Source organism: Azorhizobium sp. AG788 (assembly GCF_004364705.1).
GTDB lineage: Bacteria > Pseudomonadota > Alphaproteobacteria > Rhizobiales > Xanthobacteraceae > Azorhizobium > Azorhizobium caulinodans.
Genome location: NZ_SOBM01000006.1, coordinates 429170 through 443476 on the forward strand (window position 1 = coordinate 429170; position 14307 = coordinate 443476).

The following is a 14307-nucleotide window of genomic DNA, read 5'->3' on the forward strand; positions in this document are numbered from 1 at the left end:
GCCTCTTCATCCGCTTGGTGTGCCATGCGCCCGCAGACCGCCCCCTCCAGCCGCACGGACATCTCCCGTCCGGCCGTTCGCCGCTCGCGCCTGAGCCCGCTTTTCGCCCTCGGCGCGCTGGCGCTGGTTATGGCGGGTCCGGTGCTGGCCGCCGAACCGGATTATATCCGCCCCGATCAGGTTGACCTCATCCGCATCCTGCCGCCTGCCCCCGCGCCGGGCTCGGCCACCACGCAGGACGACTTCCGCATCCTGCTCGATTACCAGAAGGCCCGCACGCCCGCGCAGGTGGCCGCCGCCAATGAAGATGTGAAGCGCCATCCCGCGCGCTTCTCCGAGGCCGTGGGAACGGACTTGTCGAAATCCGCGGCGCCCATCACCGATGAGGTGCTGGATCACGCCTGGAAGCAGGCCTATGCGCTGGTGAGCGCCACCAAGCAATACTGGAACCGGCAGCGGCCCTATCTCGCCAACCCCGAGATCCACCTCGTCCTGCCGGCGGAAGACACCGCGTCCTATCCCAGCGGCCACGCCACCTACGGCATGTTCATGGCCATCCTGCTCGCCAACATGGTGCCGGAGAGGGCCGGCATCATCATGGAGCGGGGCCGGGAGTACGGGATCGAAAGGCTGATTGGCGGCGTGCATTATCCGAGCGACGTGGAAGCCGGCCGCATCACCGGCAGCGTGCTGGCGGCCGAAGTGCTCGGCAACGCCGCCTTCAAGGCCGATCTGGCGCGCGCGGCGGCGGAGGTGCGTACGGCCCTCAAGCTGCCGCCACTCTCCCCCGCCATCATGCCGGCGCAGGCGCCGCTGCCGGCTGGCGGAGCAACCGCCCTGCCCCTCCCGGCGGCCGCCGCCCCATCCAAATAGGTTGAGCCGGCAGCGAAGAGGCTCATTCCGCAGCGGCGGTGGCGCGCGCGGCCTCGATCTGGCCGATGGCATCCACCACGGCATCGAAGGTGAGCAAGGTCGAGGGGTGGCGGGCCTTGTAGTCCCGCACCGGCTCCAGCACCGCGAGGTCCGCCCAGCGGCCGTCGGGCGGCGTGCCGTTTTCCTTCAGCATGGCCCGCATCTGCTCGCGCAGGGCTTTGAGTTCCGCCGCCGTCGCGCCCACCACGTGACTCGCCATGATGGAGGAGGAGGCCTGCCCGAGCGCGCAGGCGCGCACCTCATGGGCGAAATCGGTAACCACATCGCCCTCCATCTTGAGGTCGATGGTCACGGTGGAGCCGCACAGGCGCGAATGGGCGGTGGCTGTCGCATCCGGCTGCTCAAGCCGCCCGAGGCGGGGAATCTCCGCCGCAAAGGCGAGGATGCGGGCGTTATAGACGTCGTTGATCATGCCTGACATTCCCTCGGCCGGACCTTCGGCCGGAGCGGCCCGGTGGCCGCGTCGAATGCGGAACGGGCACGCGCAACATGCAATTGCCGCTCCGCACCGCACCCCATATATAGGGTGCGATTTAAGGGCGGAAACACCACAGGCTCAAGTGACGGTGCCGCGATAGACAGGCCGTCATTCTCCCGGGGCCGCATGGCGGCGGGAGGAACGCAGGGTCTGTCGAGGCCGCAGGCTTCGATGAGCGGCGGCCAGCCTGCCGCTGATCAAAGCCGGTGACACTCCCGCCTCCCGGGGCGGTCGTACGGAGTTGGGTTGATGGACGCGGTGGTGAAACTGTTCAAGGAACAGGCCGAGACCGAGGCGCAGCGGCAGATGCCGGTGCATCGCCCGGTGGATGCGCCGCGCCCCTCGCGAGCCGAGGCGGAAGCCGCCGTCCGCACCCTGCTCGCTTACATCGGCGAGGATCCCCACCGCGAAGGCCTTCAGGAGACGCCCGCCCGCGTCATCCGCTCCTATGACGAGATCTATGGCGGCTACGCCCTCTCGCCCGACGACGTGCTGGACCGCACCTTCGGCGAGATCGGCAGCTTCGATGATTTCGTGCTGCTGAAGGACATCCCCTTCACCTCCCATTGCGAGCACCACATGGTGCCCTTCATGGGCAAGGCACATGTGGCCTATTTCCCGGTGGAGCGTGTGGTGGGCCTCTCCAAGATCGCCCGGCTGGTCGATCTCTATGCCCGGCGCCTCCAGACCCAGGAGCACCTGACCTCGCAGATCACCACCGCCCTCGACGAGGCGCTGAAGCCGCGCGGCGTCGCGGTGATGATCGAGGCCGAGCATATGTGCATGTCCATGCGCGGCATCCTGAAGCCCGGTGTGACAACGCTGACCAGCCAGTTCACCGGCGCCTTCCGCGACGACCCGGCCGAGCAGGTGCGCTTCATCACCATGCTGCGCGGCCTGCGCTGATCCCCCATCCTGACGAGCGTGCCATGACCGAACCGACGCCGGCCTTCGCCACGGCCACAGACGCGCATGAGCTGGAAGAGGGCACGGTGCTGGCGCCGCGCTTCGATGCCAACGGCCTCATCACCTGCGTGGCCGTGGACGCGGCCACGAACGAAATCCTCATGCTCGCGCACATGAATGCGGAAGCCCTCTCGCTCACCATGGCGACGGGGGAGGCGCATTATTACAGCCGCTCGCGCAAGGCGCTGTGGAAGAAGGGCGAGACCTCCGGCCACACCCAGAAGGTCTCGGAAATCCGCATCGACTGCGATCAGGACGCCGTCATCATCAAGGTGACCATGGGCGGCACGGGCGCCGCCTGCCACACCGGCCGGCGCTCCTGCTTCTACCGCACCATCCCCCTCGGCGCTCCCGCCTCGGCGGACACGAAGCTCGCCTTCACCGGCGACGAGCCGCGCTTCGATCCCAAGGCCGTCTACGGCAAGCACGAGCACTGAAGGGCGGCCGCCACTCAAGCGGGCTTGTCTGCACCCGTTAATACACAAAATCTATAGACATTATTTTTATGCTTCCTGTAAGGTCTCGCGGTTCGCAACCGGAGACCTCCCATGAACCGCGCCGTGATGACGCTCGCCGCCGCCGTCCTGACCAGCCTTTTCACGCAGGCGGTCCGTGCCGAGACCATCAAAGTTGGAGCAACCTCCGGTCCCCACGCGCAGATCCTTGAGGTGGTGAAGCAGAATGCGGCCAAGGAAGGCCTGACCCTCGAGATCGTCGAGTTCAGCGACTACATCCAGCCGAACGCCGCGCTGGCGGCCGGCGACCTTCAGGCGAACTCCTACCAGCACCAGCCCTTCCTGAACGCCCAGATCAAGGCGCGGGGCTACGACATCGTGCCGGTGGGCAAGACCGCACTCTTCCCCATCGCCTTCTATTCCAAGCGTTACAAGACGCTGGCCGAGGTGCCGGCGGGCGCGACGGTGGCGCTGCCGAACGATCCGAGCAATGAGGCACGGACCCTGCTGCTGCTGGAGAGCGCCGGCCTCGTGAAGCTGAAGCCGGGAGCCGGCGTCACCGCGACGCCGGTGGACATCATCGACAACCCGAAGAAGTTCAAGTTCATCGAGCTGGAGGCCCCGCAGCTCGCCCGCGCCCTTCAGGACGTGGACCTCGGCGCCATCAACACCAATTACGCCATCGAGGCGAAGCTCAACCCGAAACGCGACGCTTTGCTGCTGGAGGGCCCGCAGTCCCAGTACATCTGCGAGATCGTGGTGCGGCGGCAGGATGCGGACAAGCCATGGGTGAAGACCCTCGTGGCCGCCTACCAGCAGGACAATGTCCGCGCCTTCATCGACAAGACCTTCAACGGCGCCGGCCTCGCCGGCTGGTGAGCCCGTGCCGAGGCGGCGGTCGGGGCTCAACGCCATCGCCCGTCAATCTTCCGCGTCGTCCTCCTCGCCATCATCGGGCAGCAGGTCGCGCAGCACCTGAGCGGCGAGGGCGCGGGTGACGGGACGCTGGGCGGCGAGCGCCGCCCGGTCGATGGCCTGCACGACGGAGCGCGCGCCCTCGAAGGTGCGGTCCATGCGCAGCAGCAGATATTGCACCGTGGCATCGTCCACCGGGATCTGCCGGTCCGAGAACAGCTTCACCAGCACCGCGGCCAGCAGGGCGTCGTCCGCTTCCTCGATGAAGAAGGTGGGCAGCGCCCGAAGCCGTGACGAGAGATCCGCCGTGTGGAGCTTCCAGTGGGCCGGCGCGGTGCGGGCGGTCATCAGCACGTGGGCCTGCTGCTCGCGGGCGAGGTTGAGCAGGTGGAACAGTGCCGCCTCCTCGAAGTGCCCCGGCTCCAGGTCCTCCACCACCAGCGCGCCGCCGGCGAGCGCCTCGGGCACGTTCGCGCGGGTGAGGTCGGCGGCGGAAACCGTCACGGCACCCGCCCGCTCCGCGAAGACCGCGGCGAGATGGCTCTTGCCCGTGCCCGGCGGCCCGACGAGGCAGACCACGCGGGCCGTCCAGTCGGGAAAGGAATCGATCAGCCGCAAGGCCGCGGCATTGCCCGGCGCCTCGAGAAAATCCTCGCGCTGCATGGCCGAGGTGGCCGGCAGATCCAGCGGAAGCTGCCGGGGACGGGTATCGCGGGGGGACATGCTCAGACCTTGTCGGCCACCCGCTCCTCGGCCGCCTCTGGCAGGCCGGTATAGAGCGTGCTGTGAAAATACTGCCGGAAGGCAAAGCGGACCAGCACACCGGTGGCGGCGGTGAGCGGCACGGCCAGGAGAAGGCCGACGAAGCCGAACAGATAGCCGAAGGCGAACAGAGCGAACATCAGCCACACCGGATGCACTCCGATGCTGTCGCCCACGAGCTTGGGCGAGAGGATGTAGCCCTCGATGGTCTGGCCGACGATGAAGATGCCGAAGACGGTGCCGATCATGGCCCAATCAGGAAAGAACTGAACGATGGCGACGCCCATGGCCAGCACGAGGCCGGTGAGCGAGCCCACGTACGGAATAAAGGTGATGAAGCCGGAGACAATCCCGATGATGAGGCCGAAGTTGAGGCCGACCATGCTCAGGGCAATGGCGTAATAGGACCCGAGCAGAAGGCACACGAGCGCTTGCCCGCGCACGAATCCGGCCACCGCCATGTCCATCTCCCGGCCGAGCCGGCGCACCACCGGACGCTGGTGGACGGGGATCCAGGAATCCACGTTTTCCACCATGCTGTTCCAGTCGCACAGCACGTAGAAGGCGACCACCGGGGTCACCACGACCAGCGCGAAGACCGACAGCAGCGCCTGCCCGCCGGACCACAGCGAGGACAGCAGGCCCAGGAGATAGCTCACGCCCTGCGACATCAGGTCGGAGAGGGATTTCTGGATATCGGGCAGGCGGGTGCCGAAGATCTGGTCCACCCACTCCTTGTTCTCCTCCGTCACCAGCCGCTGGAGGCGGGTGACATAGCTCGGCATGTTCTGGATGAACTCATAAAGCTGGCCGGACATGATGGGCAGCACCACGAGCAGCAGCACCACCACGACCAGCAACAGCAGGCCGATCATGAAGAGGGCGGCGGGCATACGCCCGATCCCCAGCCGGCTCAGGCGCTCCACCAGGGGATTGAGGAAATAGGCGATCGCCGTCCCGACGACGAAGGGCAGCAGGATCTCGCGCAGCACCCACATGGCGAGGATGAGGACGACAAGCGTCCCGATCCAGAAGCGGAACTGCAGCTGCAGCTTCATGGCCGGCCTGTCCCCTTCCCCGCATGGCGACGGCGCTTCCCCGGCCCGGTCGCAAGCGGAAGGCGGAAGGCGGCTCACCGCGCCATGTGGCGCATCCATGCGGCGAGATAGGCAGCCGCGGAAAGGGCCGTCAAGCCCCCGACGGCCACGAGCCCGAGCTGGTACGGCCGGGTCCAGGCGAAGTCAAAACTCTCCCGCGACAGCACGAGTGCCGCAAAGGCAATCTGCACCGCCGTATTCACCTTGGAAACGGCCAGCGGCCGGATCACCACGGGCTTGGCGAGCACGGAGGAGAGGACGATGGCACCCACGATCATCAGGTCGCGCGACACCACCGCGATGGCGACCCAGCGCGGGATGTCGCCGGAGATCGCCAGCGTGACATAGATGGAGACCAGCAGCGCCTTGTCGGCCAGGGGATCGAGATAGGCGCCGAGCTCGGTGCGCATGTTGAAGCGGCGGGCGATGAAGCCGTCCACCGCATCCGACAGGCCCGCCAGCAGGAACAGGCCGAGGGCCAGCTGCGGCAGGTCTGCGGAGATGGCCCAGATCACCACGGGCACGATGATGAGCCGGCCGATCGTGATGAGGTTGGGCAGGTTCATGGCGCGCTCCCTGCGCCGGCGGCTGCCGTCAGCGCTTGATGGAGAAGGGGCTGAAGCTCTGCTGGTTGGCCATGGCCTGGATGCGGAGCACCACCACATGGCGCGGCAGGGTGGCGGCGAAAAAGACCTGCTCGGCAATGTCCTCGCCGGTCATGGGGGCGGTGCCTTCATAGACCTTGTCCGCCTTCGCCTCGTCCCCGCGGAAACGCACCACGGAGAATTCCGTTTCGGTGAGGCCGGGTTCGATGTTGGTGACGCGCACGCCGGTGCCCACCACATCGGCCCAGACGTTCAGCGCGAACTGCTTCACGAAGGCCTTGGTGCCGCCATAGACGTTGCCGCCCGGATAGGGATAGTCGCCGGCCACCGAACCGGTGAACACCACATGGCCTTCCTTGCGGGCCACCATGCCCGGCAGGCCGGCGCGCACCGTATAGGCAAGGCCGGTGATGTTGGTGTCGATCATGGTCTGCCAGTCCTCGATCTTCGCCTCCTGGGCGGGCTCGAGGCCGAGGGCGAGGCCGGCATTGGCGCACAGCACGTTGTAGCCCTTGAACGCGTCGGGGAGCGCCGCGAAGGCGGCCTCCGTGGCAGCGTAGTCGCGTACGTCGAGGACCACCGGCAGGACGAGATTCGGGAACTCCTGGGCGAGCGCCTGCAGGCGGTCCTCACGGCGGCCCATGGCCACGACCTTGGACCCCGCGGAGGCAAAGCGCCGCACGGTCGCGGCCCCGATGCCCGAGGTGGCTCCGGTCACGACAACGGTCAGCGTCTTCGGATCAAGGGCGGACATGGATTTTCTCCTGACGGGAAAGGCGGATGGCGTGCGGGGGACATACCGCGCCGTGCAACATCCGTCCATGCCGCCACCGCGCGCTGGCGCGAGAAGCGGGAGCAGGGTAAGCACAATCCGTAGGGTCATCCTCTCGCCACGTTCCTGAGGAAACTCCCGAGCCGGCTCGTGGCTTGGTGGTCCGTGAGTCCGAACGTTGAAAGAGGCTGGTAACGCTTGGGGCGTAACTTTCCGGAAGGGGAGGCACGAGGCGGTCCAGCCGTGAGGCGGCAACGCGCGGAGTTGAGTGTATGAAGGTCATTACCGTTGGGGCCGTGCTGGTGGGCGCAGCCTTTCTGGCTGGCTGCAGCACGGGGCTCGACGGCTTCGGAGCCAAGACGACGGCCATGGACCAGCGCGTGCCGCTGTCGGCGCCGACCGCCTCGGTCGAGAGCGCCCCCGTGCCGCCGCCCGCCATGGCGGACGCTGCACCGGCAACCGGTGCCACCGCCGCCAGCGCCTCCGCAGCCGTCACCCCCAAGACTGTCGCGTCCAACGTTCCTCTGACGCCGCCCCCTGCCCTGCCGACAGGTTCGGCCTACGCCGCCACCGGCGCCAAGGAAGCCCTGTCCGGTGCCTGGACCCTGGCGTGGGACAGCGGCCAGCACACCTGCCCCGTGCAACTGACCACCGATCGCGGCATGAACGGCCTTTCCGCCCGCGCCGACGTCTCCTGCCCGAGCGAGATCTTCATGACCAAGGGCTGGGACATGATGGGATCGGACATCGTGCTGCAGGATCACCTCGGCAAGGTGACCGCGCGCCTCCAGCCGGCCGGGCCGAACGCCTTCATCGGCACGCTGGTGGAGAACAACCAGGCCATCGCCCTCAATCGCTGAGGCGGGGGCGCCGACCGAGGCGCACCGCTACCAGCCAAACAAAACGCCCGGTCCTCTTCAGGACCGGGCGTTTGTGTTTTCGATCCGCTCGTGGCGATGGCGCAACGCGATCAGCGCACCGTGGCGGAGGTGGTCGCGGCCGCCTGATGCTGCGCGCTCGTGGGCGGATAGGCGAAGAAGATCATGCCCATGATCAAGCCGTAAGCGGCAGCGAACATCACCCAGTCGCGCCAGGAGCCGCTGTGGGAACGAGCCTGCATTTCACATCTCCGGCACGGAATATTCTTATCTCAATCTACCGGATTAGTGGTTTAAGTCAATAGTGAGCGGAATTGCAAATATTCACGCAATACATCCGTTCAATTCTCACTTCGGCGCCATGCGCAACGCTCCGTCAAGGCGGATCACCTCCCCGTTCAGCATGGTGTTGCCGATGATGTGGAGCACCAGACGGGCATAATCCTCCGGATCGCCCAGCCCCGGCGGGAAGGGCACGGTGGCGCCGATGCTGTCCTGCACCTCCTGCGGCATGTTGAGCATCATGGGCGTGGCGAAGATGCCGGGCGCGATGGTCACCACGCGAATGCCGACGCCCGCGAATTCGCGGGCCGCCGGCAGGGTCAGGCCCGCGACGCCCGCCTTGGAGGCCGCATAGGCCGGCTGGCCGACCTGCCCGTCATAGGCGGCAATGGAGGCGGTGTTGATGAGCACGCCCCGCTCGCCCCGCGCCAGCGGCTCCAGTCCCACGGCGCCGGCCGCCACGAGGCGCAGCAGGTTGAACGTGCCGATGAGGTTGATCTCCACCACCCGGCGGAAATCCTCCAGCGGTTGCGGCCCCTTGCGGCCGACGATGCGGCCCGCCGGAGCGACGCCCGCGCAGTTCACGAGGATGCGCGCCGGCCCGTGCGCCGCGGCCGCCGCGGCCACCGCCGCCTCTGCGCTCGCCGCATCCACAACGTCGCAGGCGAAGGCCTGCCCGCCGATCTCTGCTGCCACCCGCGCCGCGCCCTCCACCTCCCGGTCGAGCAGCGCCACCTTCGCCCCCGCCGCGGCCAGCGCCCGCGCCGTGACCGCGCCGAGCCCCGACGCCGCGCCGGTGACGACGGCGGCATGTCCCTTCACATCCATGGCCTTCTCCCCGCTGTTCTTATGGTTCGCCCGGCGTGCGCCGGGTCAGTGCCCCTCGAAGCGGGGCAGGCGCTTGGCGACGAAGGCGGCGACGCCCTCGGCGAAATCGTGCGTTCCGGCGCTGGCGACGAAGGCCTCCTTCTCCGCCGCCAGTTGCTCGGTGAGGCTGCGGGTTTCCGCGCCGCGCAGCAGGGCCTTGATGCGTCCATAGGCGGCGGTGGGACCGGCGGCGAGGCAGGCGGCGAGTTTCTCCGTCTCCTCGGCGAGATCCGCGAGCGGCACCACCTTGTTGGCGATGCCCAGCCGCAGAGCCTCCTGCGCATCGACCATGTCCGACAGCAGAGCCAGTTCCATCGCCTTGCGCAGGCCGACGAGGCGCGGCAGGTGCCAGGTCCCGCCGCCGTCCGGGCTGGTGGCGATGCGGCTGTAGGCCATGGAGAATTGCGCATTGTCGGCAGCGATCAGCAGATCCGCCGCCAGCGCCACCGAGAGGCCGCCGCCCGCCGCCGCGCCCTGCACGCTGGCGATGACCGGCGCCTTGAGCTTCGTCAGGATCTCGAGCGCCTCATGGAACGGGCCGATGAGCGCCGCCACGAGATGCGGCGCCTCCGGCCCCGCCTTGTGGAAGCTCGCCACATCGCCGCCGGCGAGAAAGGCCCGTCCCTCCCCCGAGAGCACGACGACGCGGATGCCGGGCTGCTCCGCCACCGTCTCCACCGCGCGCTTGAAGGCGAGAATGGAATGCTCATCGAGCGCATTCAGCACGTGGGGTCTGTTAAAGCGGATGCGGGCAATGCCGCCCGTCACGTCGAGCAGCACCGGATCGGCGTTGGACATCTGTTCCCTCCCGCGGCTCATGCGGCCGCCTTGGGGTGAACGCTGCACCAAAGCGCGGGGGCGCGGCAAGTGCCGGTGCGCCGCAGCCTTGCGCCGTGAACCGCCCTTGCCGAGGGCTGGCCTGCCCGCCACAGTATCGGCTCAGGCCGGCACAGATCGGCCAGGAGGGGCCGCCGGAGCGGCGGCCGGCTGGGAGAAATTCGATGCCCGTTCCCGACACGCTTTCAGGCCGCCTGAAGGCGCCCATCATCGCCGCGCCCATGTTTCTCGTTTCCGGTCCCGATCTCGTGGTGGAGACCTGCCGCGCGGGGCTGCTCGGCACCTTTCCCGCACTCAATGCCCGCAGCACGGACGCCTATGGCGCCTGGGTGGAGGAGATCGAGAACCGCCTCGACGGCATTGAAGACGCCGCGCCCTTCGGCGTGAACCTCATCGTGCACCAGACCAATACGCGGCTTGAAGCGGACCTCAAGATGACGGCCCACAAGCGCGTGCCAGTGGTCATCACCTCGCTCGGCGCCGTGCGCGATGTGGTGGATGCGGTGCATTCCTATGGCGGGCTCGTCTTTCACGACGTGATCAGCCGCCGCCATGCGGAGAAGGCGGCAGAGGCCGGCGTGGACGGCATCATCGCCGTGGCGGCGGGCGCCGGCGGGCACGCTGGCAACCTCAGCCCGTTCGCGCTGATCGCGGAAATCCGCTCCGTCTTTTCCGGTCCCATCATCCTGTCGGGGGCCATGTCCACCGGCAGCCACGCCGCGGCCGCCCGCCTCATGGGCGCCGATTACGCCTATCTCGGCACGCGCTTCATCGCGACGAAGGAGAGTGCGGCGCCGCAGGCCTACAAGGACATGCTGGTCGCCGCCCAGGCGGCGGACATCCTCTATACGCCCGCCATTTCGGGCGTGAACGCCAATTTCCTCAAGCCCAGCATCCGCGCCGCGGGCCTCGATCCGGATGCGCTCGTGAGCCACGGCAAGCTCGATCTCGGCAGCGAGGCCAAGGCCTGGAAGACGGTGTGGTCGGCAGGGCAAGGGGTCGGTTCCGTGCTCGACGTGCCGAGCGCCCACGACCTCTGCACCCGGCTCATCACGGAATACCGCGCGGCGCTGGAGGGCGCCGCGCGGCTGGTGTAAGGGATCAGGCAGGCTCGCGCGCCTGATCAGGGAACCAGCAGGATGGCGCCGGTGGTGGCGCGGGCCTCCGCCGCCTGATGGGCTGCCGCCACATCCGCAAGGGGGAAGCGGGCGCCGATGCTCGCCTTAACCCAGCCCTTGGCGACCGCCTCGAACAGATCGGCCGCGTTCTCCCGCAAGGTGGCGACATCGGCATTGTGGGGGAAGATGGACGGCCGGGTGAGGAACAGGCAGCCCTTCTTGTTGAGCACTTCCGTATTGAACGGCTCCACCGGCCCCGACGCCGCCCCATAGAGCACCATGAGCCCAAAGGGGGCGATGAGGTCCAGCGACTTCAGGAAGGTGTCGCGGCCGACGGAATCATAGACCACCCGCGCCTTCTTGCCGGAGGTCGCGGCGATCACCTCCTCCACCCAGCCATCCTTGGAATAGTCGATGGCCACGTCGCAGCCGGCGGCCTTGGCGATGGCGCACTTCTCCGGCGAGCCGGCAGTGCCGATGACGAAGGCGCCGAGCGCCTTGGCCCAGGAGGAGAGGATCTGACCGACGCCGCCCGCCGCCGCATGCACGACGACGATGTCGCCCGGCGCGACCTTGTGGGTCTTGCGGACCAGATATTGCGCAGTGAGCCCCTTGAAGATGAGCGCCGCCGCTTCCTCATCCGTCACATTGGCGGGAATGGGCACCAGCTTCTCGGCGGGCAGCACCCGGCGGTCCGCATAGGCGCCGATGCCTGCGTTGATATAAGCGACGCGGTCGCCCACCTTGAGGTCGGTGACGCCCAGCCCCGCCGCCTCGACCACACCCGCCGCCTCATGTCCGAGGCCCGTGGGCGAGGGCAGCGGATAGATGCCCTTGCGCTGATAGACATCAATATAATTGAAGCCGATGGCCGTCTGGCGCACCTCCACCTCGCCGGCAGCCGGAGGCGGCAGCTCGACGGTTTCCAGCTGCAACACCTCCGGCCCGCCGAAGGCATGAAGGCGAATGGCTCGCGCGGTCGTCATGGGGGCACTCCCTATGGTACGATGTTTATCGTACCTTGCCTTGAGCGCGACCATCGCGCAAGACGGAAGGGCGAAAGAGGATTGAATTTTGGACGCGGACCTCTGGCATCCCGAGACCGATGAACTGGATCTCAGCCGCGTGCTGGCGGCGCTCGCCGATCCGCACCGGCGGCGCGTGGTGCTGCAGCTCGCCCGCGCAGACGGGCCCTACCTCTGCGCCAGCTTCTGCCTGCCCGTGGCCAAGGCCACCCGCACCCATCATTTCCGCGTGCTGCGGGAAGCCGGCCTCATCCGGCAGGTGGACCTCGGCAACGGGCGCTCGAACACGCTGCGCCGCGCCGATCTCGATGCCCGCTTCCCGGGCCTCATGGAGGCCCTGCTGGCGGCGGAACCGGAAGGCCCCGCCGCAGCTGAGGCTCAGATGCTGGCGTCGCCATCCGGCGGGGCGAGCACGCCGGCGCCGGCGAGATAGCCTTCCAGCGCCTGAATGCAGAGGGGGAGGTCGGCAGTGGTGTCGAGCACCAGTTCCGGCTGCTCCGGCTCCTCATACGGCGCGCTGATGCCGGTGAAGTTGGCCATCTCGCCCTTGCGGGCGCGGGCATAGTGGCCCTTGGGATCGCGTGCCTCGCACACGTCCAGCGGCGCACGCACATGCACCTCGTGGAAGAAGGCGCCGGCAATCTCCCGCGCCCGCGCCCGGTCGGCGCGGGTGGGTGAGACGAGCGCGACGATGGCCACCTGCCCGTTGCGGGCGAGGAAGGTCGCCACCTCCGCGACGCGGCGGATGTTCTCCGAACGGTCCTCGGGCAGGAAGCCCAGGTCGCCGTTGAGACCCGTGCGCAGGGTGTCGCCATCCAGGAACAGCGGCGCGCCGCCGAGGTCGAACAGGCGCTTCTCCAGCGCCCGCGCCACGGTGGACTTGCCGGCCGCCGGCAGGCCCGTCAGCCAGAGCACCGCGCCGCCATGGCGATAGCGCGCGAGGCGGTCGGCGGGGCGCACGGCGCTGTCCACCGCCACCACCTCGCCCTTGGGGGCCGGCGACTTGTCCTCGCTGGCGGCCGACAGGACGATGCCGCCGCCGGCAATCTTGCGGTCCACCTCGATGACGATGCGTCCGAGGATGGGATTGATGGCATAGGCATCCGCCGCCAGCGGGCGGTGGAGCGCAATGTCCACCTCGCCCACATGGTTGCGGCCGAGCGCGGCGACGCCCTCAGTGGTGAGGTTGGCCGGGTCCACGGCGCTCGCAACGCTGCGCACGATGCCGGTGGCGCTGTTGGTGGCGAGGCGCACGGTCACCGCCGTGCCCGCCTTCAGCGGCGCATCGGCCAGCCAGAACACGCGGGCGGTGAGCCGGCGCGCGGCGCGCGGGCGCAGGTTGCCATGGGCCGCCACGTCGCCACGGGCGACGAAGATGTCCTTGTCCAGCGTGACGCCGATGGACTGCCCCGCCGTCGCCGTGGTCGGCGCCGGACCGGGCCAGGCTTCCAGCGAGCGGATGCGGGCGGTGGCACCCGACGGTTCGAAGGTGAGCTCGTCCCCCACCGCCAGATGCCCGCTCTCAATGCGGCCGGCAATGATGCGCCGCTCATCAAACTTGTAGACCGCCTGCACGGGGAAGCGCAGCGGCAGATCGCCTAGGCCGAGCGGCGCGGAGAGCTGGTCGAGCCCCTCAAGGATGGTCGGCCCGGCGTACCATTCGGCGCCCGCCGCGCGCTCCTTCACGAAGCCGCCCTCGCGGGCGGAGAGCGGCACGACAAACGCCGGATGCAGGCCGAAGCCGTCGAGATAGGCGGCGACATCCGCCTCGATCTTGGCGAACACCGCGCGGTCATAGCCCACGCGATCCATCTTGTTCACCGCCACGATCACCTGCTTGAGGCCCAGCAGATGCAGCAGGAAGGCGTGGCGGCGGGTCTGCTCGCGCACGCCCTCGGCGGCGTCGATCAGGAGCACGGCGGCATCGGCTTGCGCCGCGCCGGTGATCATGTTGCGCAAGAATTCAACATGGCCGGGCGCATCGATCAGCAGATAGTCACGCTTTTCCGTCGCAAAGCGGATCTGCGTCGTGTCCACGGTGATGCCCTGGTCGCGCTCGGTCTGAAGCGCGTCGAGCAGGAAGGACCACTCGAAGGGCATGCCCCGGCGGGCGGAGACGGCCTTGATCATCTCCAGCTTGCCGTCCGGCAGGGCGCCGGTCTCGTGCAGGATGCGGCCGACGAGGGTGGACTTGCCATGGTCCACATGGCCGACGATGACGATGCGCAGCAGCTCACGCTCGGCGGGCACGGCCGAGGCGGAAGAGGAAGCGACCGGCTGCGCGGGAGCCTTGGTGGCGGAAAGAGCGTTCATCGGA

At 68.3% G+C, this 14307-nt stretch carries 16 protein-coding genes and 1 pseudogene; 7 read left to right on the forward strand and 10 right to left on the reverse strand.

Annotated features, from left to right (window positions below):
* Window positions 1-24: 24 nt before the first annotated feature.
* Window positions 25-873 (forward strand): phosphatase PAP2 family protein, encoded by an 849-nt coding sequence (locus DFO45_RS17995; RefSeq protein ID WP_133865948.1) that lies wholly within the window; start codon window positions 25-27, stop codon window positions 871-873.
* A gap of 22 nt (window positions 874-895) precedes the next feature.
* Here DFO45_RS17995 and DFO45_RS18000 read toward each other — a convergent pair whose 3' ends face one another.
* Window positions 896-1345, reverse strand: a complete 450-nt coding sequence (locus DFO45_RS18000; protein WP_133865949.1) for an iron-sulfur cluster assembly scaffold protein — start codon at window positions 1343-1345, stop codon at window positions 896-898.
* Between the two features lie 393 nt (window positions 1346-1738).
* Here DFO45_RS18000 and folE point away from each other — a divergent pair.
* From folE to DFO45_RS18015, 3 genes and pseudogenes are all read left to right on the forward strand, one after another.
* Window positions 1739-2317: pseudogene (gene folE / locus DFO45_RS18005) on the forward strand (GTP cyclohydrolase I FolE); the annotation flags it as partial.
* Window positions 2318-2340: 23 nt separating this feature from the next.
* The gene (hisI, locus tag DFO45_RS18010; RefSeq protein ID WP_133865950.1) at window positions 2341-2814 is read left to right on the forward strand and encodes a phosphoribosyl-AMP cyclohydrolase; all 474 of its coding nucleotides are present in this window, start codon (window positions 2341-2343) and stop codon (window positions 2812-2814) included.
* A 111-nt stretch (window positions 2815-2925) separates the two neighbouring features.
* The gene (locus tag DFO45_RS18015; protein ID WP_012169471.1) at window positions 2926-3711 is read left to right on the forward strand and encodes a MetQ/NlpA family ABC transporter substrate-binding protein; all 786 of its coding nucleotides are present in this window, start codon (window positions 2926-2928) and stop codon (window positions 3709-3711) included.
* Between the two features lie 42 nt (window positions 3712-3753).
* On the opposite strand, the gene DFO45_RS18020 is transcribed toward DFO45_RS18015, so the two are convergent.
* From DFO45_RS18020 to DFO45_RS18035, 4 genes are all read right to left on the reverse strand, one after another.
* The gene (locus tag DFO45_RS18020; protein ID WP_133865951.1) at window positions 3754-4470 is read right to left on the reverse strand and encodes an AAA family ATPase; all 717 of its coding nucleotides are present in this window, start codon (window positions 4468-4470) and stop codon (window positions 3754-3756) included.
* A 2-nt stretch (window positions 4471-4472) separates the two neighbouring features.
* Window positions 4473-5567: an AI-2E family transporter gene (locus DFO45_RS18025; protein WP_133865952.1), complete on the reverse strand. Its 1095-nt coding sequence runs from the start codon at window positions 5565-5567 to the stop codon at window positions 4473-4475.
* Window positions 5568-5641: 74 nt separating this feature from the next.
* Window positions 5642-6172 carry a CDP-alcohol phosphatidyltransferase family protein gene (locus tag DFO45_RS18030; protein ID WP_012169468.1) on the reverse strand — a complete coding sequence of 177 codons (531 nt, stop codon included), beginning with the start codon at window positions 6170-6172 and terminating at the stop codon, window positions 5642-5644.
* Between the two features lie 28 nt (window positions 6173-6200).
* Window positions 6201-6965, reverse strand: coding sequence for an SDR family NAD(P)-dependent oxidoreductase (locus DFO45_RS18035; RefSeq protein ID WP_012169467.1), 765 nt, complete (start codon window positions 6963-6965; stop codon window positions 6201-6203).
* Between the two features lie 290 nt (window positions 6966-7255).
* Here DFO45_RS18035 and DFO45_RS18040 point away from each other — a divergent pair, with 290 nt between their 5' ends.
* On the forward strand, window positions 7256-7843 hold the full coding sequence (locus DFO45_RS18040; protein ID WP_012169466.1) for a protease inhibitor Inh/omp19 family protein: 588 nt from the start codon (window positions 7256-7258) through the stop codon (window positions 7841-7843).
* A 110-nt stretch (window positions 7844-7953) separates the two neighbouring features.
* Here the strand turns inward: DFO45_RS18040 and DFO45_RS24975 are convergent, their stop codons facing one another.
* The 3 genes from DFO45_RS24975 to DFO45_RS18050 form a co-directional block, all read right to left on the reverse strand.
* On the reverse strand, window positions 7954-8103 hold the full coding sequence (locus DFO45_RS24975) for a hypothetical protein (RefSeq protein ID WP_166657171.1): 150 nt from the start codon (window positions 8101-8103) through the stop codon (window positions 7954-7956).
* A 106-nt stretch (window positions 8104-8209) separates the two neighbouring features.
* Window positions 8210-8971 (reverse strand): SDR family NAD(P)-dependent oxidoreductase, encoded by a 762-nt coding sequence (locus DFO45_RS18045; RefSeq protein WP_012169464.1) that lies wholly within the window; start codon window positions 8969-8971, stop codon window positions 8210-8212.
* 45 nt (window positions 8972-9016) lie between these two features.
* Window positions 9017-9808, reverse strand: coding sequence for an enoyl-CoA hydratase-related protein (locus DFO45_RS18050; protein WP_133865953.1), 792 nt, complete (start codon window positions 9806-9808; stop codon window positions 9017-9019).
* 203 nt (window positions 9809-10011) lie between these two features.
* Between DFO45_RS18050 and DFO45_RS18055 the strand changes: the two genes are divergently transcribed.
* Window positions 10012-10944 (forward strand): nitronate monooxygenase family protein, encoded by a 933-nt coding sequence (locus tag DFO45_RS18055; protein ID WP_133865954.1) that lies wholly within the window; start codon window positions 10012-10014, stop codon window positions 10942-10944.
* Window positions 10945-10970: 26 nt separating this feature from the next.
* Here DFO45_RS18055 and DFO45_RS18060 read toward each other — a convergent pair whose 3' ends face one another.
* Window positions 10971-11951, reverse strand: a complete 981-nt coding sequence (locus DFO45_RS18060) for a quinone oxidoreductase (protein WP_133865955.1) — start codon at window positions 11949-11951, stop codon at window positions 10971-10973.
* 88 nt (window positions 11952-12039) lie between these two features.
* On the opposite strand from DFO45_RS18060, the gene DFO45_RS18065 reads away from it, so the two are divergent.
* Window positions 12040-12423 carry a helix-turn-helix transcriptional regulator gene (locus tag DFO45_RS18065; protein WP_133865956.1) on the forward strand — a complete coding sequence of 128 codons (384 nt, stop codon included), beginning with the start codon at window positions 12040-12042 and terminating at the stop codon, window positions 12421-12423.
* Here the strand turns inward: DFO45_RS18065 and cysC are convergent.
* On the reverse strand, window positions 12369-14303 hold the full coding sequence (gene cysC / locus DFO45_RS18070) for an adenylyl-sulfate kinase (RefSeq protein ID WP_133865957.1): 1935 nt from the start codon (window positions 14301-14303) through the stop codon (window positions 12369-12371). The genes DFO45_RS18065 and cysC overlap by 55 nt on opposite strands.
* Between the last annotated feature and the right edge of the window lie 4 nt (window positions 14304-14307).